We start from the raw sequence: 23,219 nt of genomic DNA on the forward strand, positions 1-23,219 counted from the left end.
GCTCCCTCAGCCTCCCTGCACAGCGGTCAGGATCTCGACGCGGTCGCCCGCGGCGAGCACGGTCGCGGGCCAGTCGCCGCGCGGCACGACCGTCTCGTTGACGGCCGCGGCGACGCCCGTAGGGGCCCGGCTCAGCCCGGCGACGAGCGCGTCGAGCGTCGTGCCCGGGGGAACGGCGCGCTCGGCGCCGTTGACTCTCACGGTCAGGTCGAGGTTCACAGGACGGGCTCCGGGCTTCTCGTGAATCGCAGGGGGGTGAAGGGGCGCGCGGCCTCCGGCAGCGCGTCGTGGGTCAGGGCGTGCGCCATGACGGCGCCCGTCTCGGGGGCGAGGAGGACTCCGTTGCGGCCGTGGCCCGTCGCGAGGTGCAGTCCGGGGAGCGCCGTGGGGCCGAGCAGGGGCGCGTTGTCCGGTGAGGCGGGGCGCAGCCCGGCGAGGGTCTCGGTGAGCGGGAGTTCGGTGATGCCGGGGAGCAGTTCGTGCGCGTCGCGCAGCAGCGCGTACACGCCGCCCGCCGTGACCGTCGTGTCCCTGCCCCGCTCCTCGCTCGTCGCTCCGACCACGAGTTCGCCGTCCTCGCGCGGCACGAGGTAGAGGCTCCCGCCCCGTACGACCGCGCGCACCGTGCGCCGCAGGAAGCCCGCGTACGCGCCCTCCATCCGCAGCCGCAGGACCTGCCCTTTCACGGGCCGTACGGGCACGGCGACCTCGGGCGGCAGGCCCGCCAGGTCCGTGCTGAAGCACCCGGCCGCGAGCACCGTGCGGGCCGCTTCGAGGCGCGCACCGTCCGCGAGCACCACGCCGCGCGCCCGGTCCGCCTCCACCACGAGCCGCGCCGCCCTCGCCCGCTGGAACTCCACCCCGGCCCGCTCGCAGACGACGAGGAGCGCCCCCACGACCCGGCGCGGATCGACCTGATGGTCGCCCTCGACACGCAGCCCGCCCCGTATCCCGGGCGCGAGCATCGGCTCCAGGCGGCGGCACTCACGGCCCGTCAGCCACTGCGAGTCGAGCCCGCGACGCGTGTGCAGGGCGTGCAGTTCGCGCAGTTCGGCACGGTCGTCGGCGTCCAGCGCGACGGCGAGCGTCCCGCACGGGCGGTACCCGAGGTCCCGCCCGCTCGCCTCGCCCAGTTCGGCGGCGAACTCCGGCCACCGCCGCGCGGAGGCGAGCCCGAGCGCGAGCAACGCCTCCTCGCCGTAGTGCGGTTCGGTGACGGCGGCGAGCATCCCCGCGGCCACCCGCGCCGCCCCGCCCCCCGGCTCCGGATCGACCACGGTCACCCGCGCCCCGCCGAGCGCGGCCCGCCACGCCGTCACGAGCCCGACGATCCCGCCCCCGACCACGAGGACATCCCCACCACTGGCCACAAAGCCCCCTCCCTTCGCCGGAATGACCCGGATCAGGTTCATACGGTCGGAGGCCGCAGCCCCCCTCTCAGCCCGGTCCGCCCGGACTCCCGCGGTGTGCGCGGCACAGCTTAGGCGGTGCGCGCGCGGCCGTCGGCGCGGGTCCCGCTCCGCCTGCACGGTGGGTCCCGCTCCGCCCTTGCCGCGTGCCGTCCCGCAGGGCCCCGGAGGGGGCGTGCGGGACGGCACGCCGTGGCCGGGCCGCCTCCGTCGCCAGGCGCACGTCTCCGGTCCCCCTGGCCCGGGGCCTTGGTCCCGGGCCGGCTCCGTCCTTGGTCCCGAACGGCCCGCGAAGGGGCTGGTGTGGGCGGGATCTCGTGGGGACACGGGCTCGGGGGCCGGGCTGGGCGGCCTAGAGTTGCGGGCGTGAGCGGAGACCGGGAGCAGCAGGGGCGGGTCGTTGTCGTCGGCGCAGGGATGGCGGGGGTGCGGACCGTCGTGGCGCTGCGCGAGGAGGGGTACGAAGGGGACCTCGTCCTGCTCGGTGAGGAGCCGCACGCCCCCTACGACCGTCCGCCGCTCTCCAAGTCCGTGCTCCTCGGCAGCGCCGAGACGTCCGCCTTCGACGTCGACTTCGCGGCGCTCGGTACCGAGCTGCGGCTCGGGGTGCGCGCCACGGGGCTGCGCGCCGCCGCGCACGAGATCGACACGAGCGAGGGCCCGCTCGGCTACGACCACCTCGTCCTCGCGACGGGCGCCGCCCCCGTCCGGCTCCCCGGCACGGCCCGGCACCCCCACGTCCACCTCCTCCACACCCTCGACGACGTGCGCGCCCTGCGCGAGGTCCTCGCGCGCCGCGCCGAGGTCGCCGTCGTCGGCGCGGGCTGGATCGGCGCCGAGTTCACGACGGCCGCGCGCGAGGCGGGCTGCGCCGTGACCGTCCTGGAGGCCACCGGGCACCCGCTCAGCGGAGCGCTGCCCGCCGAGGTCGCCGCGCCGATGGCGGCGTGGTACGCCGAGGCGGGCGCCCGGCTGCGCACCCGCTCCCGCGTCGCCACCGTCGAGGACACAGCCGTCGTCCTGGAGGGCGGCGAGCGCGTGCCCGCCGACGCCGTCCTCGTCGGCATCGGCGCCCGCCCCGTCACCGGCTGGCTCGACGGCTCCGGCATCGACCTCGCCCCGGACGGCTCCGTGCGCACCGACGCCTGGCTGCGCACCTCGCTGCCCGACGTCCACGCGGTCGGCGACTGCGCCTCCTTCCCCTCGCGGCGCTACGGGCGGCGCCTCCTCGTGCACCACTGGGACAACGCCCTCCAGGGGCCCCACACCCTCGCCGGCGTCCTCACGGGCGCGCGCGCCGAGCCGTACGACCCGGTGCCCTACTTCTGGTCCGAGCAGTTCGGCCGCTTCGTGCAGTACGCGGGCGACCACGCCGGCGCCGACCGCCTCGTGTGGCGCGGCGACCCGGACGGGGCCGCCTGGACCGTGTGCTGGCTGGAGGAGGACGGGCGGCTCGCCGCCGTGCTCGCCGTCGGCCGCCCCCGGGACCTCGCCCAGGGGCGGAAGCTCATCGCTTCGGGCGCGACGCTCGACCCCGTCCTCCTCGCGGACGCGGCGCGGCCCCTCAAGACAGCCGTGCGCTGAGCCCGTCCCCGCACCCCGCCCCCGCGCTCCGTCCCCGGGCCCGTCGCCCGCGGGGACCCTCCCGCTACCGCCCGGCCGCCCGGGATGGCAGGCTTGTCCTGTGACCCAGATTGATGCCAAGACCGAAGCGCTCGTTCCCGAGTGGCTCAGCCTCCCCGACATCGCCGAGCGGTTCGGCGTCGAGGTGACCCGGGTGCGCCAGCTGGTGAAGGAGGGCCAGCTCGTCGCCGTCCGCCGCGGCGAGAACAACGCCCTCTACGTGCCCGCCGCCTTCCTCGACGGCAACCGCACCGTGCGGGGCCTGTCCGGGCTGCTGACGCTGCTGCGCGACGACGGCTTCGACGACGTGGAGATCATCCAGTGGATGTTCACCCCCGACCCGACGCTGCCCGGCACCCCCGCCCAGGCCATGAGCGAGAACCGTGGCACGGAGGTGAAGCGCCGCGCCCAGGCCCTGGCCTTCTGAGCCGGGCCGCGGGACCACGGTGACCCCCGCCCCTGTACGAGTGGCATGATCGTCAGGTCATACGAACAGGGGTGGGGCATGTCGAACCGAACACCGCGCGACCCGCGCACCGCGCTCGCCGACGCTCGTCTCTACCTCTGCACGGACGCCCGCGAGCGCCAGAACGACCTCCCCGACTTCCTCGACGCCGTCCTCTCCGGCGGCGTCGACATCGTCCAGCTGCGGGACAAGAGCCTGGAAGCCGCCGAGGAGCTCGAACTCCTCCAGGTCTTCGCCGACGCCTGCCGCCGCCACGGAAGACTCCTCGCCGTGAACGACCGCGCCGACGTCGCCCACGCCGCCCGCGCCGACGTGCTCCACCTCGGCCAGGGCGACCTCCCCGTCCCCGCCGCGCGCGCCCTCGTCGGCCCCGAGGTGCTGGTCGGCCGCTCGACCCACAGCGAGGCGGAGGCCGCCGCGGCGGCCGTGCAGGACGGCGTCGACTACTTCTGCACGGGGCCCTGCTGGCCCACCCCCACCAAGCCCGGCCGTCCCGCGCCCGGCCTGCCTCTCGTGCGGTACGCCGCCGCGCTCGGCACCACACGCCCGTGGTTCGCGATCGGCGGCATCGACGCGGCCCGCCTGGACGAGGTGCTCGACGCGGGCGCGCGCCGCGTCGTCGTCGTACGGGCGCTGACCGAGGCCGACGACCCGGAGCACGCGGCCCGCGAGCTCGCCCGCCGGGTGCGCGCTGCCGCCTGAGGCCCCCACTGTCCACGGTGTGGACAAGAAGTCCGCGTAACGGGCATAACTCCCGGCTTCGCCTCGCTGACCGGCGGCTTCTGGCTACCCTGCCCGTATGGCCTCCGGTACCGCATCCACCTGGACCTCCGACCACCCGACCGTGGCGGAGGTGCTCGCGAGCGGCAAACCCTCCTACTCCTTCGAGTTCTGGGCGCCGAAGACCCCGAAGGGCGAGCGCAACCTGTGGAACGCGCTGCGCCGCGTCGAGGCCGTCGCGCCGAGCTTCGTCTCGGTGACCTACGGCGCCGGCGGCAGCACCCGCGACGGCACCGTGCGCGCCACGCAGGCGATCGCCGAGAACACCACGCTCGTCCCCGTCGCCCACCTCACCGCCGTCGAGCACTCGGTCGCCGAGCTGCGCCACATGATCGGGCAGTACGCGGACGGCGGCGTCCGCAACATCCTCGCCGTGCGCGGCGACCCGCCCGGGGACCCGCTCGGGGACTGGGTGGCGCGCGAGGACGGACTGACGTACGCCGCCGAACTCGTCCGTCTCATCAAGGAGTCGGGAAATTTCTGCGTGGGTGTCGCGGCCTTCCCCGAGATGCATCCGCGCTCCGAGAACTGGGACTCCGACGTCCGGTACTTCGTCGACAAGTGCCGTGCCGGGGCGGATTACGCGATCACGCAGATGTTCTTCGATCCGGCCTCCTACCTGCGCCTGCGCGACCGGCTCTCCGCCGTCGGCTGCGAGACCCCGGTGATCCCCGAGGTCATGCCGGTGACGAGCGTGCGCCAGCTCGAACGGCTCTCCCGGCTCAGCACCGCCGTCTTCCCCGAGACGGTGAAAGAACGGATGCTCGCGGCGAAGGACGACCCGGCGGCGGTACGCTCCTTGGGAATCGAGTTCGCCACAGAGTTCTGCGCGCGACTGCTGGCCGAGGGTGTCCCGGGGCTGCACTTCATCACGCTCAACAACTCCACGGCGACACTGGAGATCCACGAGAATCTGGGCCTGCCCCACCACAGGCCCTGATCCGACGGACCCCGGCCCCCATGCCGGGGCGAGAGGGGCGTACATGGGCTGGGCGGTCCTCTATTTCGCTTTCGCCGTAGTGGCGTTGTGGCTCCTCGGGGAGGTGCTGCTCCAGTACAAGGCGCGGCTGCGCTGGCGTCTGCTCGCCTTCGCCGGGTTCCTCGGCGTGGTGCTCGGCGTGTTCATGGCCTCGGTCTTCGTGATCATCCTCGGCGCGCTCGCCTTCGCGGCCGGGCAGACGCTCGTCACGCTCTCCTTCCGGCGCGGCTTCGTGGCGGGCTGGGCCCTCAAGGGCAAGGCGGGCGAGAAGCTCGGCGCGCTCGGCGACCGGGTGCGCGGCGAGCGCGAGCGGGGCCCCTCGCTGGAGGTCTCGGATCTGCGCGACGAGAGCGACGCGCCCGCGCCGAAGAAGCCGGAAGGCCCGCAGGGCGAAGGGGCACCGGGGGCACAGGGAGCCGGGGCGGCCGGGGAGGCCGCCACCACGGCCGTCTTCGACGCGGTCAACGTCGCGGAGGGCCGCGGGGTCCTGAGCGAGCCGGCCGGGGCGGCGCAGGCCCCCTGGCAGACCCCGGCCGCCGACCACACCGCGGGCTACCAGTCCGGCTACGACCCGTACACCGCGCACGGCTACGCCCCCGAGGCGGCGCCCGCCGCGTGGGACCAGCACGGGGCGCAGCAGCCCGGCCACGATCCCGGCGCGGGCCCCGTCACGTACGGCACGGGGCAGGCCGGCATGTACGAGGCGGGCACGTACGACCCGGGCGCGGGCACCGGGGCGTACGACACCGCCTCCTTCGCGAACGCCTCCCCCTTCGGCGGCGCGCTCCCGCAGCAGCCACAGGACCCCAGCGGCACCTGGGCGGGGCTCGTCCAGGGCGACGCCACGGGCACGTGGGGCACCACGACGGACGGCTGGGGGCAGCAGTACGGCCAGCAGCAGTACGCCGCTCCCCAAGAGCAGTACCAGCAGCCCGCCGCCGACCCCTACGCTGTTCCGTACGCGGACCCCTACGCCGACCCGTACGCGACGTCCGGCTACGGCTACCCCGTGCAGGAGCAGGGCCCGCAGGAGACGCCGCCGGGCGGGGTGTGGGTGCCGCGCCAGCGCGGCGAGGGCGAGGAGCAGGGCGGGGCGTGGCCGACGGGCTCGTACGAGGGGAGCGAGGGGTACGGGTACCGGGGGTGAGGGTGAAAGGGGACAAGGGGCTCACGTGGACCCCGTGAACCCCTCCCCCTCCACGATCAGTCCCGCCACGAGCGCTCCGGACATCCCCGCGTGCGGCAGCCCGCCGCCCGGGTGGGACCAGCCGCCCACCGCGTGCAGACCGGGCAGCGCCGTCGCGTTGGCCGGGTAGAGCCACCGGCCCCCGCCGGCGGCGAGCGCCGGGGCGGGGACCGCGCCGCCCGGCGCGCCCGTCGCCTCCTCCGCGGCCGCCGGGGTCAGCGTCTCGTGCCACAGCAGGCGCTCACGCAGCCCCGGTACGACGGTGGCGCCGACCCGTTCGATCAGCTCCGCCACATACGCCTGGGGCACCGCGGCGCCCGCCGGGACCGTCACCGTCAGCGTCACCGCCTCGTGTCCCGCGTCCGGGACCCGCTCCGGGTCGCCGGGCCGCAGCACCGTCACGGTCGGCCGCTCCGGCAGCCTCCCCGCCGCGAGGGCCGCGCGCTCCGCCGCCGCGTCGGGGCTGTGCAGCACCGTGCGCACGACGGTCCCCGCCGGGCGCTCCCCGCGCAGCGCCAGCAGCACGAGGAGCCGCGCCGCCCCCTCCGTACGCGCGGGCACGCCGTTCGCCGGCCACGGCGCCGTACCGCCGAGCAGCCGCCCGAGAACCGCCGGGGCGACCCCCGCCACGACGTGTTCCGCCTCCACGAGCGAGCCGTCCGCGAGTTCGGCCCCCGCCGCGCGACCGTCCTTCTCGACGATCCGCGTCACCTCCGAGCCGAACACGAACTCCACGCGCCGCTCGACGCACCGCGCGTGCACCGCGTCCGCGAGGGCCCGCAGCCCGCCCCGCACCGCCCACACACCGAAGGTGTGCTCGGCGAACGGCAGCACGGCCGCGCTCGCCGGGACCCGCTCCGCGTCGAGCCCGGCCGCGAGCGCGTAGCTCTCCAGGAGCGCCCGCAGGCGCGGCTCGCGCAGCTCCAGCTCACCCACCTCGGCGAGCGTCGTCGCGTGCCGCTCGCGGCGCAGCAGCCTGCGCACGGGCAGCGCCGGGTACGGCTCCCGCTCCGCGAGCACCTGCCAGTTGGGCCACTGCGTCTCCTCCAGGAGCGGGCGGCGGGTACGGTCCCACGCCTCGCGCGCCCGGCCGAGGAAGTCCGTCCACCTCGCGCCCGTACCCGCGCCGAGCGCCGCGTCCAGCGCCTGCGCGACGCCGCCGCGCGAGGCGTTCGGCAGCGCGACGTCCGTGCCGTCGGCGAAGACGTGGCGTGCCGCCGGGTCCACCTGCTCCAGGGCGAGACGGTCCTCCAGCTCCGCGCGGCCCGTCTTCACGAACAGGTCGCGGTACACGGCGGGGAGCGTCAGGAGCCCGGGGCCCGTGTCGAAGCGGAAACCGTCCCGCGCGTACGCGCCGAGCGCGCCCCCGTACGTCGCGCCGCGCTCGTGCACCACCACCCGGTGCCCCGCGATCGCGAGCCGCGCCGCCGCCGCCATGGCGCCGAGCCCCGCGCCGATCACCACAATCCGTGCCATGCCAGCGACTTTATCCGCCCCTCGCCCGCGCTCCACGCCCTGTCCCGAGCCACTCGGCCGACGCCCCTGGTGACCCCGCCCCACCCCTGAGTACCGCTACTCAGCACCCCGGTTGAGTACCCCGGCGGATGGGCCCCGACCTGCGCGGACGGCACAGTGGTGCACGGATCGGGGGCCCTTGGCACCGGTACCGCCGACACGGGGCGGCGGAACCGGTCGGGGGCCCTCGGCCGTGCCCCCGCTGAGGGACACCTGTACCTCGTCGTTCCGCCGTTTCAGGCCGGGCGGCCCGCCACCCGTCCTTGCAGCAGCAGCGACAGGGCACCGTGCACCTCGTCGAGCGAGCGCTCCGGCTGGAACGCCTGCCAGTCGAGTGCGGCGACGAGGACCATGCCGACGAGTGCCGCCGCCGTGAGCGGGATGTCGATCTCCTCGCTCAGCTCCCCGGCCGCGACCCCCTCGGTCAGCACCCGTTCCACGACGGCCACGACCTCCTGCCGTACGACGCCGAGCGTGGTCTGCCAGGCCCGGTTCGTCCGCCACAGCTCCGCCACGTAGAGCTGGGTGAACGCCGGGTAGCGGTCGATGAAGACGAGGCCCGCGCGGATCATCGCGTCCAGCGCGGCGACCGGGCCGCCGTCCGCCGCCGTCGTCCGCTCGGCCGCCTCGCGCAGCGCCGCCGTGAGCAGCCCGACGCCGTGCCGCAGCAGCGCCTCGAAGAGGCCCGCCTTGCTGTGGAAGTTGTAGTAGACGGTGCCCTTGGCGACCCCGGCCCGCTCCGCGATCTCGTCGACGGTCGTGGCGGAGAAGCCCTGTTCCGCGATGAGCGTGACGGCGGCCTCGTAGAGCTTCTGCCGCGTCGCCTGCCGCCGGTCGCCGCCGGTGCTGCTGCTGTCCATGGCCCCGATTCTCACAGCCACCGTCCCCGGCCGCTCACAGGCTCAGCTCCGGGTGCAGCCGTTCCACCGTCCACACCTGCGCCCGTCGCGCCCGCCACGCCGTCAGCGCGAGCGCCCCGAGGGTGAAGGCGCCGAGCACCGCGCAGCCCTCCCACACCGGGCCGAGCCCGCCGCCCGTCACGAGCCGCCGCAGCGCCTCGACGACGTAGCTCATCGGCAGGAAGGGATGGAGCGCGTGGAAGAAGGCGGGACTCGTCTCGACCGGGTACGTGCCACCCGCCGAGGTGAGCTGGAGCATGAGCAGCGCCAGCACGAGGATGCGCCCGGCGGCGCCGAACTGCGCATTGAGCCACTGCACGAGCGCGGCGAAGCACGCCGTGACGAGGAAGAGGAACGCGACCGTGGCCGCGGGCCGCGCCAGGTCCAGACCGATGCCCCAGTGCAGGACGGCCAGGAGCGCCCCGGCCTGCGCGAAGCCGAGCGCCACGACCGGCAGCCAGGAGGCGAGCGTGGCCCGCAGCCCGCCGGTGCCCGTCGCGAGGGCCCGCCGGTTGAGCGGGGCGATGAGCATGTAGGCGACCATCGCGCCGACCCACAGCGCGAGCGGGATGAAGTACGGGGCGAAGCCCGTCCCGTAGTTGGGCGCCTTGTGCAGGTCGTGCGAGGCGAGCCGGACGGGGTCGGCCATCGCGCCGGAGTGCGCGGCGCGGTCGTCGTCGCCGTAGTCGGGGATCTTGCCCGCACCCGTGTGCAGCCCGTGCGCGAGTGTGCCCGAGCCGTCCGAGAGCCGGTGCAGCCCCGTGGAGAGGTCGCCCGCACCGCTGTGCAGCGTGCCGAGCCCGTCGTCGAGTGTCCTCGCGCCCGTGTGCGCCGAGCCGATGCCGGTCCGGAGCCGGTCCGCGCCGTCCGCGACACGCTTCGCGCCCTTGTCGAGCGCGTTGATCTTCGCCACGGCCGCGTCGAGGTCGTCGGCGAGATGGGGGGCCTCTTTCTGGAGGGCCCTCGCCTGGGTCGCGAGGGTCGCGAGGTCGTGGTCGAGCCCCGCCGCGCCACCCCGTTCGCCGATCAGGGTGTCGAGGTCGCCGGAGAGCGCGGCGACCTGGGCCGCCGCCTCCTTCGCCTGGGCGAGCGCGGGGCAGGCGGGGCCGGTGCCGGGGGAGGGCGTGCCGCCGGGGGAGGGGGCGGCACCGGACGGTGCCCCGGAGGGCGTGGCGGCGGGGCTTCCCGCGCGCCGCGCGCCGCACTGCTCCCCGTACACCTTGTCCAGCGTCGCCGAGGCGGCGCGGGCCTCGCGTGCCGCCTTCGGAGCGGCCTTCACCAGCGTGTCCAGATGGGCCCGGACCGTACCCGCCCCGTCCGCGACGAGCCCGGCCGCGTCCCCCAGGGACTTCTGGTTCTCGCGCAGGAAGGGGCCGAGTTTCCCTGCGGCGCCGTTCACCTTCCCGGCCAGTTCCCCCGTCCCGTCCGCGACCTTCCCCGCGCCGCTCGCGAGATCGGCCGCGCCCGAGCCGAGCGTGTCGAGACCGCGGACGAGCTTGTCCCCGCCGTGCCGCGCGTCGGCGAGCCCGGACACGAGCCTGCCCGCGCCCTGCCCCGCCTCGTCGCTTCCGTTCTTGAGCTTGTCCGCGCCGCCCGCCGCCTTCCGGGTCTGGTCGTGCAGGTCGGAGAAGGAGACGAAGATCTGGTCGAGGTAGGAGCGGGTCGCGCGCGTCGAGGCGGCGGACCTGACCTCGGAGAAGACGGTGCGCGAGATCTGCCCGACGATGTAGTTGTTGGCGTCGTTGGTACGGACGTCGAGCGTGCCGGTGCCGGTCGTGTCCCCCGCGTTCGACGCGATGCGGGAGCTGAGGTCGGCGGGAAGCGTGAGCGAGAGGTAGTACGTGCCGTCCTCGACGCCCTCGCGGGCGTGGCGGGCGTCGGTCTCCTGCCAGTCGAAGGTGTCGCTGTCGCGCAGCCCGCGCACGATCTGCCGCCCCGCGTCCACCTTGTGGCCCTTGGCCTTCGCCCCCGTGTCCTCGTTGACCAGGGCGACGGGGATCTTGTCGAGGCGCCCGTACGGGTCCCAGAACGACCACAGGTAGAGGGCTCCGTAGAGCAGCGGGAGCAGCAGGAGTGCCACGAGCGCGGCGCGCGGCAGCCGCCCGCGCCCGAACCGCCGCAGCTCAAGCGCCGCGAGTCGCGGTGACCGCACGGTCGTCCACCTCGTTTCCGGTCGTGTCGGTACGTATGACCTGGGCGTCCTCGGGCGGTTCGCCGCACACCGCGAGCACCGTCACGCCGGTGGCGGCGAGCGCCCGCAACAGGTCCCAGACCTCGGCGCGTTCGTCGTCGGAGAGTTTGAGATCGACATCGTCCACGGCGAGCAGCCGGGGCCGTCCGAAGAGCGCGAGCGCGACGGCGAGCCGCAGCGCCTCGACCCGTTCGAGGTCGCGCACGGCCGTGCGGGGCCCCTTCGGCAGCACCCCGGGATCGAACCCGGCGGCGGCGAGTGCCGCCTCCGCCTTCGCCCGGCGCTCGGCCCGGCGCCGGGGAAGCAGCGCGAAGCCCCGGTCGAGAAGGGCACGTTCGCGCAGGTGCTCGGCGACCGTGAGCGCGGGATCGAGGTCGCTGACACCCGGTACGTGGGCGAGCGCCGCGATTCGCCGCACCGCCCCCAGCCGCCGCGGCAGCGGCAGCCCAGCGACCCGGGCGGAGCCCTCGTGCGTGCGCATCCGGCCGCAGAGGGCGAGCAGGAGACACGTGCGCCCGCTGCCCGAGGCTCCTGTGACGGCGAGCAGCGCCCCGGGCTCCGCGCGGAACGTGATCCCGCGGAAGACCCAGCCGCGGGGCCCCTTGAGCCCGAGCGCGCGGACATCGAGTGCGGCACCGCCGCGCTCCGTCTCCATGCGGCCCTTCCCTTCGCTCGGTCTTTGATCTGACCAGTCAGTGCAAAAACGCGCCTCCAGTATGCACCTCGGCGCGGGGCGTCCCCCGATCGGGGTGAATGTCCAGCTCAGGAGCGATTGTCAGTGCGGGAAGCGAGGATGGGGGCACACGCGGTCACGGTGACAGGGAGCGGAGCGCGCTCCAGGACGGAGGAGGTACGCCATGGCCCACACGCCCAGCGGTGACGCCGCAACCCCTCGACCGGAGAGCGGCGCCCGCGCGGAGGGGAGGGCGGCCCGAGGCGCGCGGAGCGCGCCGGCGCGTCGTGAGCCGCCCGAGCAGTTGCGGCTCCCGGTGCCCGTCCAGGTGCCCGCGGTCGCCGCGGCCTCCCGCACGCCCCGCCGTGTCGCCCGCCAGCTCGCCTTCCCGCTCGCCCCGGGGCAGGCCGTCCGCCCGGGCCCGCGCGGCCCGGCCGCGAAGGCCCCGCGCCCCGGCGAGCGGGACGGGTCGGCGGCGACGCGGGCGGCGGGGGAGGGGACGAAGGGACCGGGGAGGACGTCACGGGAGGCGGGGAGCGGGGCGGCGCGGCAGGGCACGGCGGTGCGCGAGGACGCGTCTGCGGAGCCTACGAGGACTGGCGTCGGCGAGAAGCGCGAGGAGCGTGGTGGGACGGCGGGGCGTGGTGAGGCCGCCCGCCGTGGTGAGGCCGCCCGCCGTGGTGAGGTGGCGGGGCGTGGTGAGCCTGGGGTACGTGATGAGTCGGGGGCCCGTGGTGAGGCAGGGGGTCACGGCGAAGGGGCGGGCGGGGGCGATTCCGGGACCCGTCGTGAGCGGGGGACCCCTCGTGAGCCGGTGAGCCGTGGTGAGGTCCCGAGCCGTGGAGAAGGCGCGGTGCGGGAAGAAGCCGGAGGCCGTCCCGCCTCCGGCGGCGCGACGCCGCCCCTCCCCGACGAGCCTCCCGCCGTGAGCCAGTCTTCCGCCGCAGGCCGGCCTCCCGCCGTGCACCAGCCCCCCGTCGTCATCCCCCGGCAGCCCGCGCCGCCCGGTGACGACGGGCGGCCCGCGACTCCCGGCGAGGACGTGCACCCGGTGCTGCGGAAGGCCGGGGCGCCGCCCGCCGCGCGGGATCTGCTCGACCGCGCGCGGGAGGAGCTGGCCCTGGCGCACGTCGAGACCGGCGCGGAGCGGTACGCCGCCGCGCATCGGGCCGCCCTGCGGGCCGCTTCGGCTGTGCTCGCGGTCCACGGGCCGCCGCCGGGCACGCGGCCCCGGGGCCGACGGGGCATCCGCAGCGCTTGGGAGACACTCGCCGAGGCGGTCCCGGACCTCGCCCCGTGGACTCTCCTCTTCACCGCGAGCGCCGCGCACCGCGCCCGTGCAGAGGCGGGCCTCCACGACCCGGCGAGCACGAGCCAGGCCGACGAGCTCCTCCGCGCGGCGGAGGACTTCACGCTCAGGGCCACCGCCCTCCTGGACCTCCCCGAACCGCACAAGACGCCCTGACCCGCTCGCCTCCGGAACCCCGCCCGACCCCGGAACACGGACCCCCTCCACCCCTGCCGCTCCGCGTCCGCCGGGAGGCCCACCCCCGTGAGGCCCACCCCGCGGGAAGGGCTCACCAGGGAATAAGGTGGCCCCACCACTCCGCCCACCCCTCCGCAGGAGCACCGTGTCCGACCCGATGCGCCCCCGCGCCGCCCTTCGTACCGCCGTCGTCTGGGACGTCCTGAAGGACGCCATCGACGGTGCGGGGCAGACCCTGGACGTGCTCGACACCGGTGGGGGCACCGGGAACTTCGCCGTCCCCGTCGCCCGGCTCGGCCACCGGGTCACCGTCGTGGACCCCAGCCCCAACGCCCTCTTCGCGCTGGAACGCCGTGCCGCCGAGGCCGGGGTCGCCGATCTCGTGCACGGCGTGCAGGGCGACGTCCACGGGCTCTTCGACGTCGTCGGGCGCGAGAGCTTCGACGCCGTGCTGTGCCACGGCGTCCTCGAATACCTCGACCAGCCCGCCGCCGGGCTCGGCAACGTCGTCGCCGCGCTGCGCCCCGGCGGCACGCTGAGCCTCCTCGCCGCCGGGCTCGGCGGCGCCGTCCTCGCGCGCGCACTCGCCGGGCACTTCTCGGAGGCCCGCGAGGCCCTCGACGACCCCGACGGGCGCTGGGGCGCCGCCGACCCCGTACCGCACCGCTTCACCGCCGGGCAGCTCACCGCGCTCGTCGCGGACGCCGGGGTCGAGGCCGGCGCCGTGCACGGCGTACGGGTCTTCTCGGACCTCGTGCCGGGCGTCCTCGTCGACACCGAACCCGGCGCGCTCGACGCCCTCCTGCGCCTCGAAGCCGCCGCCGCGGCCCGCCCCGAGTTCCATGCGGTGGCCACCCAGTTGCACGTGCTCGGCCGCAAGAGCGCGGCCCGCGACTGAGCCGCCGGGGGATCGGCTCTCCTCGACCCGCCGTCCTCGGCACACGCGCCGTATGATCGGAGAGGGCCGCCCGGCATGGCGTCGGGGTTCGCGGGAATGCTGGTGTCAACCGGTGTACCGGCGGACCCCCGGTGTCCGGCCGGTCGCGTCCGGTGAATTGGCGCAGAGGGGCGGGTTTCACGGGGGCGATTCCCTGCCTATCCTGAAGGGGACCCCCGGTCGCTCCGGCGACTGCACGATGAGGAGGACTCCCGTGCCGCTCTCAGAGCACGAGCAGCGAATGCTCGAGCAGATGGAGCGAGCGCTGTACGCCGAAGATCCCAAATTCGCGACAGCGCTTGAGGGAAGCAAGCTGCGCACGTACACCCGACGCCGGGTGTACCTGTCGGTCGTGGGCTTCCTGGTCGGCATCGCGCTCCTCGTCGGTGGAGTCGGCCAGGGCGGTGTGAGCAGCGTCGTCTTCGGTGTCATCGGCTTCCTCGTGATGCTCGTCTGCGCGGTGCTCGCGATCACCGGCTGGCGCAAAGCTCCGAAGCCCGGCGAGCAGCAGGCTCCCGCGCCCGGCGGCGAGGCGATGGCCCCCCGGGGCCGCACCGCCCGCCCGAAGCGCGGAATGATGGACCGCATCGAGCAGCGCTGGCAACGGCGCCGCGACGAATCCGGCCAGTAGCTCCTCACCGCGTCGGTTCCGCGACCGGAGCGCCCAGGCCGGTGCCGAGCCCCCGACGTGCCGGTCACTCGTGCCGCGCGCCCCGCGCGCCACGGACCTCCCGGCACCGACGCCCGCTTTCTCGGGCTCGGCCGACACCGCTCGGCACCGCATGCTCCGGACGGGGCGGACCTCCATTGGGGGCCCGCCCCGTCCGCGTACGCGGGTCCCGAAGGGGCGGGGGTTTTGAAGGGGAGGCAGGGCAGGGGCGTACTCCCGTTTCGACGAAGGGCCCGGACCTCACGTGAGGTCCGGGCCCTCCGCGTACCCGCGTGCGCGCGGGTGATGCCTCAGCCCGCCTCGCGGGTTCTCCGCACCCGTGCCCACCCCGTGAGCCGCCGCCGCGCCGCGGCGCTCCGGGCCGTGAGGGCGCGGCCCAGGCGGCCCGCCGACGAGCGGGGCGTGAAGAGGGCCCGGAGCCGGTCGGCACGGCCCGAGCCGGCGCGCAGCCCCGCGAGCACCGTGCGGACGTCGGCGGCGACCGGCGGAGGGGTCGCCGCCGGGGCGTAGCGCACGTGTTCCAGGGCGTCGACGAGGCGGCCCAGGGCGGCGGCGGACTCCTCGTCGAGGTGACCCGCGCGCACCAGCCGCGCCGCCGCCGCGCGCGGACTGAGCGCCTCGTCCGGCGGGATGCCGAGGTCCCAGGCGGTGTCGAGCACCTCGTCCCACGCCGCCCGCACCCGCGCCCCGAGCGCGGTCGCGTCGCGTCCGGGGCCCCCGCCGAGCCGCCGCGCGCGCAGCCTGCGCCGCCACAGCACCGGCAGGAGCGGCACCGCGAGGATCACGAGCACGAGGAGACCCGCGCCGAGCAGGGGGCCGGTGGGCGGACCGTCGTCACCACGCGCCCCGACCGCCTGCGGGCTCGGCCCGCCGCATTCGCCCAGCCGCCGGTCGGCCGCCGGGCACGTGGCGTCCGTCGAGGCCGACGTGGACGGCGCGGCCGACTCGCTCGTCTCGGGCTGCTCGGGCGCCGTGCTCGCCGCATCGCCCTCGGGCGTCTCGGGCTGCGTGTACTCCGGGGTCGTGCCCCGGCTCGGGGTCGGCTCGAAGCGCGTCCAGCCCACGCCCTGGAAGTACAGCTCGGGCCACGCGTGCGCGTCCCGCAGGCCCACCGACATCGTGTCCTCGCCCCCGCTCTGCGTGCCGGGCGTGAAGCCGACCGCGACGCGTGCCGGGATGCCGAGGGTGCGGGCCATCGCCGCCATCGAGAAGGAGAAGTGGACGCAGAAGCCCTCCTTCTGCTTCAGGAACCGGGCGATCGCCTGCGGGCCGCTGCCCGCGCCGACCCGGGTGTCGTACGTGAAGCCGCCGTCGTAGGCGAACCAGTCCTGGAGCCGCACCGCGCGCTCGTAGTCGTTGGCGGCGCCCTTCGTCACCTTGCGCGCGGTCTCCTCGACGACGGCGGGCAGGTTGCCCGGAACGGCGGTGTACGCGCGGCGGATGTCCTCGGGCGCCGGCCGGGCGCGGGCGAGCTGACGGGCCGTGGGACGCACGTCCAGGCTCTCGACGCGGTACGAGGCGTTCCGCGTCGTCTGGCCGCGCTCGCCGACGAGGGTGCGCCCCTCCGGCTCGTACCGCCAGCGCCCGTCGACGTCGACGGAACTGGCCGGGTAGGGAAGTGGCAGCCAGTCCTGCGCGTAGTCGCCCGCGACCCGCACGGAGGTCGTGACGGTGCCCGTGGCGACGTCGGGGGAGAGCCCGGTGGGCTGGGGGAGCTGGTCGGGGATCTCGGTGATGCGGCGCTCGGACGGTGACCAGGAGGTGCCGTCGAACTTGTCGAGCGAGACGATCCGCAGGTAGAGGTCGGAGATGTTCGCCGCGTCGGTGCGGTAGCGCAGCACCTCGCGGTCGTCGGGCTGGTTGAGGGCGTCCTGGAGCGAGACGAGCGGATTCACCGCCGAGATCGTGCCGCCCCCGCCGCCCCGGCCGCCGCCCGCGCCGTCGAGGAGTCCGCCGTCGAGCGCGGGCAGCGCGAGCGGCACGACGAGCGCGACACCGAGCGCGAGGACACCGATCCTGCGGCCGTTGCGCACCGGGGACAGCTTGGGCGGCTTCCCGCGCCCGTCCGCGGCGCGCACCCCGAAGACCCGGCCCCAGCGGGCGACCCGGTCGCGGCTCTCGGCGAGGAGCAGGAGCAGATAACCGCCCGCCGCGAGGAGGAAGAGGAGCCAGTCCGCGCCCTCCTCGGCGATCCCGGTCGCGACCGAGTAGAGCGCGAGGAGCGGCAGCCCGGCGGCCGAGGCCGCGCGGAACGTCACCGCGAGCGTGTCGACGAGCAGGCCCACCACGAGGACCCCGCCGATCAGCAGGAACGTGATGCCGTCGGTGAGCGGAGCGGGGATCGTGTAGCCGCGCACGTCGTGCTGCCCCGCCTCGAAGAGCTGCCCGAAGTGCCGCATCGCCTCCGGCCCCGGGAGGAAACCCGCCAGGGCCTGGGGGCGCGCGAAGACGAGGGTCAGCAGGAGCAGCCCCACGAGGGCCTGGACCGCGACCACGAGCGGGCGCGGCAACTGCGCCTGCCGCGCGAGCGCCCCCGCGCCCGCCATGAGCGCGAGCAGCAGGAGGCACAGCGCGAACCACGTCCCGCTCTCCACGAGCGGCAGCAGCGCCGCGGCGGAGAGGGCCGTCGCCAGCGCCGCCGCGAAGGTGACCCGACCCCGCCCGCTCATGACTCCCGCTTCCTGTCGTCCGGCCGCCCGGCACCGTCCCTCGGCGCGACGCGCTCGATCCGTTCGTACGGCGAGGGCGCGCGAGGCCCGGGGGGAGCGGAAGGCGGCAGGTACGCGCTCGGGACGCCACCCTGTCCGTACGCGTCCGGGGCGCCCCCGCCCCCGTACGCGCCGCCCCCTCCGTACGCGCCCGCGCTCCCCGGTCCGCCGTCCGGCGCGTGCCCCGCGTGGAGCGCTCCGGCCTGCCGCCACAGCTCGTCGAGCGCGGCGCCGCGCGGGACGCGCAGCACCGTCCAGCCGGCTTCGCGCAGGGTCCGCGCGCACTGCTCGGGCCCGGGTTCCGTTGCCTCGGGGTCCTCGGGCAGGCCCCACTCGGAGCCGTCGAGGAGGAAGGCGATCGCGCTCGCGCCCCGGCCGCGCGCCCGCGCGAGCAGCGCGGTCTGCTCGGCGTCGAGCGCGCCGAGGAAGGCGATGAGCAGCCCCTCCGTACCGGCGTGCAGGACGTCGTGGGCCGCCGCGAGGCCCGTGCCCGCCGAGTGGCCGAGGACGGCGAGGATGTCGAGGAGGGCGCCCGCGGCCTCGGCGGCCTCGTGGCGCGCGGTCGCGAAGCCGTCGCTGCCCGGGACCGCGTCGAGCGCGCCCTCGTCGGTGACCAGGCGTACGTCCATCTCGCGTTCCAGGAGATGCGTGAGGACCGAGGCGGTCCCCGAGACGGCCCACTCGAAGGCGCTGTCCGGGCCGCCGCCCGCGTAGGCCGTGCGCCGCGTGTCGAGCAGCACCGTGCAGCGCGACCTGCGCGGCTGCTCCTCGCGCCGCACCATCAGCTCCCCGTACCGGGCCGTCGAGCGCCAGTGCACCCGGCGCAGGTCGTCGCCGTGCCGGTAGCCGCGCGGGATGACGTCGTCCTCGCCGGTGAACGAGAGCGCCCGCTGCCGCCCGCCGCCCGCGCCGGGTGCCTGCCCGCCGAGCCCCGCCGGGGGCAGCGGGACGACGGCCGGGAGCACGGTGAGGACGTCGCGCGCGCTGAAGGAACGGCTCAGCTCGCACATCCCGAAGGGGTCGCTGAGCCGCAGTTGCAGGGGGCCGAGCGGGAAGCGGCCCCGCATGTCGGAGCGCACCCGGTAGGAGACCTCGCGGCGCCCGGCCGCCTCGACGCGGTCGAGGACGAAGCGCGGGCGCGGCCCGAGCTGGTAGGGCACCCGGTCCTGGAGCATGAGCAGTCCCGTCGTGAGCCGCGAGACGTTCTCGACGCGCAGGTGCACGCGGGCCTCCTCGCCCGCCTGCACGCGCAGCGGGCTGAGCCCGCGGCTGCCCGTGACGCGGTGGCGGGTGCGGAAGAGGACGGCGGCGGCGAGGAGCGGGAGCACCGCGAGCAGCACGCCGACCCGGAGCAGCTCGCCCTGCCCGAGGACGTACGCGCAGATCCCGGCGGCGACCCCGGCGGCGAGGAAGGACCGGCCGCGCGTGGTCAGCCCCGCGAACGCGGTCCGCAGCGGACCGCGCGCCGGGCCCTCCTCGTGGTCCTCGGCGGCCGGCGCGAGCGCCAGGTACCCGCCCGGAGGGGCGGTGTGCCCGCCCGGGGGCACGGGGCTCCCGGGCCGCCGCGGGGGTACGAGGCCGCCGGGCCCGCGTACGGGCTCCGCCTCGGAACCCCCTACCGCCGTGCCCCGCCCGGCCCCCCGGCCCTTCACCGGCCGCCGCTCGCGGGGCGGCCCCCGCGGGCGCCGCTGTCCGGGATCGGGGTCCGCTGGAGCAGTTCGACGACGATCGCCTCGGCGCTGCGCCGCCCGAGCTGGGCCTGCGTCGTCGGGAGCAGGCGGTGCGCGAGCACCGGCACCGCGAGCGCCTGCACGTCGTCGGGGAGCACGAAGTCGCGCCCGGCGAGCGCGGCCGAGGCGCGGGCGGCCCGGACGAGGTGGAGCGTGGCCCGCGGGGAGGCGCCGAGCCGCAGCTCGGGGTGGACCCGGGTCGCCTGCGTGAGCGCCACGGCGTACCGCTCGATGTCCTCCGCGATGTGCACGCCGCGCACCGCCTCGACGAGCTTGGCGATCTCGTCGACGTGCGCGACAGGGGCGAGCGCGTCGAGCGGCGAGGCCGCGCCGTGCGAGCCGAGCATCCTCAACTCGGCCTCGGCGGAGGGGTAGCCCATCGAGACGCGCGCCATGAAGCGGTCCCGCTGCGCCTCCGGGAGGGGGTAGGTGCCCTCCATCTCGACCGGGTTCTGCGTCGCGACGACCATGAAGGGGCGCGGCAGCGGGAAGGTCTCGCCGTCGAGCGTGACCTGCCCCTCCTCCATCGCCTCCAGGAGCGCCGACTGCGTCTTCGGCGAGGCCCGGTTGATCTCGTCGCCGATCACGATCTGCGCGAAGACGGCGCCGGGCTTGAAGTCGAAGGTGCCGGAGACCTGGTCGTAGACGGAGACACCGGTGATGTCCGAGGGCAGCAGGTCCGGCGTGAACTGGATACGGCGCACGGAGGCGTCCACGGAACGCCCCAGCGCCCGCGCGAGCATCGTCTTGCCGACCCCCGGCACGTCCTCGACGAGCAGGTGCCCCTCCGCGAGCAGCACGGTCAGAGCGAGCCGGACGACATCCGGTTTGCCCTCGATGACCGTCTCGACGGCGCTCCGCACCCGGCCCGCCGTCTCGCTCAGGTCCCTCAGGTCGCCCCGCGTCGCGTCGGCGCGCTCGTCAAAGGTCGTCACCCGGCCCTCCTCGGCCCACGGCCCCGAGCGGGGCCACCCCGTCCCACCGGGCTGCGCCCGGCTCGCGGCGAGCCGGTACCCGACATGTCCTGGACTCCGCGCGGACCACTCCGCGCGGGCCTTCCCCCGCATTCTTGTTGCCGTTATCGGTTCGTGTCACTCGCCCGCAGGCAACGGCCCACCGCTTGTCACCGCTTGTGGCTTTTGTCCGCCGTCTTGTGCGCGAGGAGCGCCCCGCCCTTGGTCGCCACGACGGATTCGGCCGGCACGCCGCCGCGGCGGCCACCGGAACCGGAGTGCGGGCCCGGACGCCGCGCGCGGCCGCGGGGACGAGCCCCGCTCAGGCGGCCGGGGCCGGGTCGACCTCGTGCAGCAGGCCCGTGTGCACGTCGAAGACGAAGCCGCGCACGTCGTTCGTCTCGACGAGGAACGGCGAGGTGCGCACCCGCTGCATCGACTGCCGCACGTCCTGCTCCGCGTTCGTGAACGCCTCGACCGCCCACGAGGGGCGCTGGCCGACCTCGCGCTCCAGGTCCTGGCGGAAGTCCTCCGTCAGGGTTTCGAGGCCGCAGTTGGTGTGGTGGATGAGGACGACGCTGCGGGTGCCCAGGGCGCGCTGGCTGATGGTCAGGGAGCGGATCACGTCGTCGGTCACCACGCCGCCCGCGTTGCGGATCGTGTGGCAGTCGCCGAGCTCCAGGCCGAGCGCCGCGTGCAGGTCCAGGCGCGCGTCCATGCACGCGACGACGGCGACCTTCTGCACGGGCCGCGCGTCCATACCGGGGTCGGTGAACGTCTTCGCGTACGCCTCGTTCGCGGCGACGAGCCGGTCGGTGACCGAGGTGCTGGGGGTGAAGGGGGCGGAAGTCATGCCTCAGACGGTACCGAACCGCGGCGGCGGGCCTCACCGCGCGCGTACCCGGCCACACGTGATCATGGCGCGCGACCCCCGGTTTCACGGGCTCCGCGACGCGCAGGGTCGTTGATTGACCGGGCGACACGGTGGACTAAAGTGACGCGAAGCGGGACCCCGGACACCCCGCTGGAGACTGTCGCGGTCCCGTGTTCGCCGCGGCCCCGCGTCCCGGGGCCGCTTCTCCACGGTCCGCGGCGGATACGTACGACCCGGCCCCCTCCCGTTCCGGCCGGCCGGTGCCGCGAGGCGCCGGCGGGTCACTCCCCTTCCGAGCGGGCGGGGACCAGGCCGCGCGTCCCCGCCGCGCCGTGGGAACGCCGGGGGCGCGACGGGACCGGGGCGGGAATTCAGGGCGCGGTACCAGGGCGCGAGGCGCCTTTCGACGAGGGTGACGGGCAGGACATTGCACACGGACCAGACGCCCGAGGGCACAGCACCCGACGGCACAGCACCCGAGGGCACAGCGCAGCACCCGCCCGCACCGGCCGCGGGGACGGCCGAGGGGCGGCATGTGCCCGTCATGCTGCGCCGCTGCCTCGACCTCCTCGGTCCCGCCCTCGCCGAACCGGGCGCGGTCGTCGTCGACTGCACCCTCGGTCTCGGCGGCCACAGCGAGGCCCTCCTCAGCACCTTCCCCGCCGCCCGTCTCGTCGCGCTCGACCGCGACAAGGAGGCACTGCGCCTCGCGGGCGAGCGCCTGGCCCCCTTCGGCGAGCGCGTGACGCTGGCCCACGCCGTCTACGACGAGCTGCCCGACGTGCTCGACCGGCTCGGCCTCCCGCGCGTCCAGGGCGTCCTCTTCGACCTCGGCGTCTCCTCGATGCAGCTCGACGAGGCCGACCGCGGATTCGCCTACGCGCAGGACGCCCCGCTCGACATGCGCATGGACCAGACGGCGGGCATCAGCGCCGCGGAGGTGCTCAACACCTACCCGCCCGGGGAGCTCGTCCGCATCCTCCGCACCTACGGGGAGGAGAAGCAGGCCCGCCGCATCGTCGCCGCCGTCGTGCGCGAGCGCGAGAAGGAGCCCTTCGCCCGCAGCGCGCGCCTCGTCGAGCTGATCCGCGAGGCGCTGCCGCAGGCCGCCAAGCGCACCGGCGGGAACCCGGCGAAGCGCACCTTCCAGGCCCTGCGCATCGAGGTCAACGGCGAACTGCCGGTCCTGGAACGCGCGATCCCCGCGGCCGTGAACAGCCTCGCCGTCGGCGGCCGGATCGCCGTCCTCGCCTACCACTCCCTGGAGGACCGGCTCGTCAAGCAGGTCCTGTCCACCGGGGCCACGAGCACCGCGCCGCCCGGCCTCCCCGTCGTCCCCGAGCGCTACCAGCCCCGCCTCAAGCTCCTCACGCGCGGCGCCGAACTGCCCGCCGAGGAGGAGGTCGCCGCCAACCGCCGTGCCGCGCCCGCCCGCCTGCGCGGGGCCGAGCGCATCCGCGAGGGGGCCGTGTGAGCGGACGCAGGCCGCCCCGTACCCGTCCCGGAACCGGCCGCCCCCGCGGCGGAACCGGCAGTCGTGCCCACGCGTGTCACCCCCCGGAGGAGTCGTGAACGGTGTCCTGCGCGGCCGGGCCGCCGCGCTCGCCCGGCTGCTGCCCGAGCGCGGCACGAACCGGGCGGCGCGCACGCCCTTCGTGCTGCTCGTCGTCGTCCTGCTCGCCGGGGGGCTCATCACCCTCCTGGTGCTCAACTCCTCGCTCAACGAGGGCTCCTTCCAGGTGAGCCGGCTCAAGAAGCAGTCCACCGACCTCACCGACGAGCAACAGGAACTCCAGCGGGACGTGGACGCCTACTCCGCGCCCGACGCGCTCGCCCGCCGCGCCGCCGAACTCGGCATGGTGCCCGGCGGCGACCCGGCGTTCCTCGCGCCGGACGGGACGGTACGGGGCCGGGCCTCGGCGGCGCCCCGCGTCTCGCTCGTACGGCCGAGCCCGGCGGCACAGCCCGCACCCGAGCCGAGCCCCCCACCGACGCCCTCCCCGAGCACGAGCCCGAGCCCCGCCTCCAGCGCCTCCCCGAGCCCGAGCACGAGCCCCGGCACGAGCCCCGGCTCCAGCACTTCCCCGAGCCCCACCCCCACCCCGTACGCGAGCCCGGACCCCACCCCCGGAAGGTGACG

The 23,219-nt window shown here is 75.8% G+C and carries 21 protein-coding genes and 1 riboswitch; of the genes, 10 read left to right on the forward strand and 11 right to left on the reverse strand.

Annotated features, from left to right (window positions below; genetic code table 11):
• Nucleotides 1–6: 6 nt before the first annotated feature.
• Together thiS and thiO are read right to left on the reverse strand one after the other, a co-directional pair.
• Nucleotides 7–219 (reverse strand): sulfur carrier protein ThiS, encoded by a 213-nt coding sequence (gene thiS / locus IF99_RS0102075; protein ID WP_030994541.1) that lies wholly within the window; start codon nt 217–219, stop codon nt 7–9.
• Nucleotides 216–1,346, reverse strand: a complete 1,131-nt coding sequence (gene thiO, locus IF99_RS0102080; RefSeq protein ID WP_030994542.1) for a glycine oxidase ThiO — start codon at nt 1,344–1,346, stop codon at nt 216–218. The genes thiS and thiO overlap by 4 nt, the downstream gene beginning before the upstream one ends.
• Before the next feature lie 16 nt (nt 1,347–1,362).
• Nucleotides 1,363–1,473: riboswitch (TPP riboswitch) on the reverse strand.
• A 302-nt stretch (nt 1,474–1,775) separates the two neighbouring features.
• On the opposite strand from thiO, the gene IF99_RS0102085 reads away from it, so the two are divergent.
• The 5 genes from IF99_RS0102085 to IF99_RS0102105 all read left to right on the forward strand — a co-directional run bounded on the left by IF99_RS0102085 (nt 1,776) and on the right by IF99_RS0102105 (nt 6,404).
• Nucleotides 1,776–2,993: an NAD(P)/FAD-dependent oxidoreductase gene (locus IF99_RS0102085; protein ID WP_030994543.1), complete on the forward strand. Its 1,218-nt coding sequence runs from the start codon at nt 1,776–1,778 to the stop codon at nt 2,991–2,993.
• A gap of 100 nt (nt 2,994–3,093) precedes the next feature.
• Nucleotides 3,094–3,459, forward strand: coding sequence for an Rv2175c family DNA-binding protein (locus tag IF99_RS0102090; protein ID WP_030994544.1), 366 nt, complete (start codon nt 3,094–3,096; stop codon nt 3,457–3,459).
• 78 nt (nt 3,460–3,537) lie between these two features.
• Complete coding sequence (gene thiE, locus IF99_RS0102095) at nt 3,538–4,200, forward strand: thiamine phosphate synthase (RefSeq protein WP_030994545.1); 663 nt, start codon at nt 3,538–3,540, stop codon at nt 4,198–4,200.
• Nucleotides 4,201–4,297: 97 nt separating this feature from the next.
• A complete protein-coding gene (metF, locus tag IF99_RS0102100) occupies nt 4,298–5,218 on the forward strand; it encodes a methylenetetrahydrofolate reductase [NAD(P)H] (RefSeq protein WP_030994546.1) in 921 nt (306 codons plus the stop codon).
• Nucleotides 5,219–5,261: 43 nt separating this feature from the next.
• Nucleotides 5,262–6,404 carry a hypothetical protein gene (locus IF99_RS0102105; RefSeq protein WP_030994547.1) on the forward strand — a complete coding sequence of 381 codons (1,143 nt, stop codon included), beginning with the start codon at nt 5,262–5,264 and terminating at the stop codon, nt 6,402–6,404.
• A 21-nt stretch (nt 6,405–6,425) separates the two neighbouring features.
• On the opposite strand, the gene IF99_RS0102110 is transcribed toward IF99_RS0102105, so the two are convergent.
• From IF99_RS0102110 to IF99_RS34620, 5 genes are all read right to left on the reverse strand, one after another.
• On the reverse strand, nt 6,426–7,919 hold the full coding sequence (locus tag IF99_RS0102110; RefSeq protein WP_030994549.1) for a phytoene desaturase family protein: 1,494 nt from the start codon (nt 7,917–7,919) through the stop codon (nt 6,426–6,428).
• Between the two features lie 275 nt (nt 7,920–8,194).
• On the reverse strand, nt 8,195–8,818 hold the full coding sequence (locus tag IF99_RS0102115) for a TetR/AcrR family transcriptional regulator (RefSeq protein ID WP_030994550.1): 624 nt from the start codon (nt 8,816–8,818) through the stop codon (nt 8,195–8,197).
• A 34-nt stretch (nt 8,819–8,852) separates the two neighbouring features.
• A complete protein-coding gene (locus IF99_RS0102120; RefSeq protein ID WP_030994551.1) occupies nt 8,853–11,009 on the reverse strand; it encodes a YhgE/Pip family protein in 2,157 nt (718 codons plus the stop codon).
• Complete coding sequence (locus IF99_RS0102125; RefSeq protein ID WP_030994552.1) at nt 10,981–11,703, reverse strand: ATP-binding cassette domain-containing protein; 723 nt, start codon at nt 11,701–11,703, stop codon at nt 10,981–10,983. Before IF99_RS0102125 ends, IF99_RS0102120 begins: the two co-directional genes overlap by 29 nt.
• 538 nt (nt 11,704–12,241) lie before the next feature.
• Nucleotides 12,242–12,472 carry a hypothetical protein gene (locus tag IF99_RS34620; RefSeq protein WP_234340552.1) on the reverse strand — a complete coding sequence of 77 codons (231 nt, stop codon included), beginning with the start codon at nt 12,470–12,472 and terminating at the stop codon, nt 12,242–12,244.
• A gap of 174 nt (nt 12,473–12,646) precedes the next feature.
• Here IF99_RS34620 and IF99_RS34625 point away from each other — a divergent pair, with 174 nt between their 5' ends.
• The 3 genes from IF99_RS34625 (at nt 12,647) to IF99_RS0102140 (ending at nt 14,775) form a co-directional block, all read left to right on the forward strand.
• Nucleotides 12,647–13,186, forward strand: a complete 540-nt coding sequence (locus IF99_RS34625; protein ID WP_324604353.1) for an SAV_6107 family HEPN domain-containing protein — start codon at nt 12,647–12,649, stop codon at nt 13,184–13,186.
• Between the two features lie 166 nt (nt 13,187–13,352).
• Complete coding sequence (locus tag IF99_RS0102135; RefSeq protein WP_030994554.1) at nt 13,353–14,105, forward strand: methyltransferase; 753 nt, start codon at nt 13,353–13,355, stop codon at nt 14,103–14,105.
• A 253-nt stretch (nt 14,106–14,358) separates the two neighbouring features.
• Nucleotides 14,359–14,775 carry a DUF3040 domain-containing protein gene (locus IF99_RS0102140; protein WP_030994555.1) on the forward strand — a complete coding sequence of 139 codons (417 nt, stop codon included), beginning with the start codon at nt 14,359–14,361 and terminating at the stop codon, nt 14,773–14,775.
• A gap of 329 nt (nt 14,776–15,104) precedes the next feature.
• Here the strand turns inward: IF99_RS0102140 and IF99_RS0102145 are convergent, their stop codons facing one another.
• The 4 genes from IF99_RS0102145 to IF99_RS0102160 all read right to left on the reverse strand — a co-directional run bounded on the left by IF99_RS0102145 (nt 15,105) and on the right by IF99_RS0102160 (nt 21,058).
• Entirely contained in the window at nt 15,105–17,483 is a 2,379-nt protein-coding gene (locus tag IF99_RS0102145) for a transglutaminaseTgpA domain-containing protein (RefSeq protein WP_030994556.1), read from the reverse strand.
• Nucleotides 17,480–19,030 carry a DUF58 domain-containing protein gene (locus tag IF99_RS0102150; protein WP_030994557.1) on the reverse strand — a complete coding sequence of 517 codons (1,551 nt, stop codon included), beginning with the start codon at nt 19,028–19,030 and terminating at the stop codon, nt 17,480–17,482. Before IF99_RS0102150 ends, IF99_RS0102145 begins: the two co-directional genes overlap by 4 nt.
• Nucleotides 19,031–19,170: 140 nt before the next feature.
• Nucleotides 19,171–20,187: an AAA family ATPase gene (locus tag IF99_RS0102155; RefSeq protein ID WP_030994558.1), complete on the reverse strand. Its 1,017-nt coding sequence runs from the start codon at nt 20,185–20,187 to the stop codon at nt 19,171–19,173.
• 340 nt (nt 20,188–20,527) lie between these two features.
• Nucleotides 20,528–21,058: a beta-class carbonic anhydrase gene (locus tag IF99_RS0102160; RefSeq protein ID WP_030994559.1), complete on the reverse strand. Its 531-nt coding sequence runs from the start codon at nt 21,056–21,058 to the stop codon at nt 20,528–20,530.
• A 556-nt stretch (nt 21,059–21,614) separates the two neighbouring features.
• On the opposite strand from IF99_RS0102160, the gene rsmH reads away from it, so the two are divergent.
• Both rsmH and IF99_RS0102170 read left to right on the forward strand, forming a co-directional pair.
• Nucleotides 21,615–22,553 carry a 16S rRNA (cytosine(1402)-N(4))-methyltransferase RsmH gene (gene rsmH, locus IF99_RS0102165; RefSeq protein WP_037826317.1) on the forward strand — a complete coding sequence of 313 codons (939 nt, stop codon included), beginning with the start codon at nt 21,615–21,617 and terminating at the stop codon, nt 22,551–22,553.
• Nucleotides 22,554–22,647: 94 nt separating this feature from the next.
• The gene (locus IF99_RS0102170) at nt 22,648–23,217 is read left to right on the forward strand and encodes a membrane protein (protein WP_030994561.1); all 570 of its coding nucleotides are present in this window, start codon (nt 22,648–22,650) and stop codon (nt 23,215–23,217) included.
• The last annotated feature ends 2 nt before the right edge of the window (nt 23,218–23,219 follow it).

This window comes from Streptomyces sp. NRRL F-5630 (assembly GCF_000719475.1).
GTDB lineage: Bacteria > Actinomycetota > Actinomycetes > Streptomycetales > Streptomycetaceae > Streptomyces.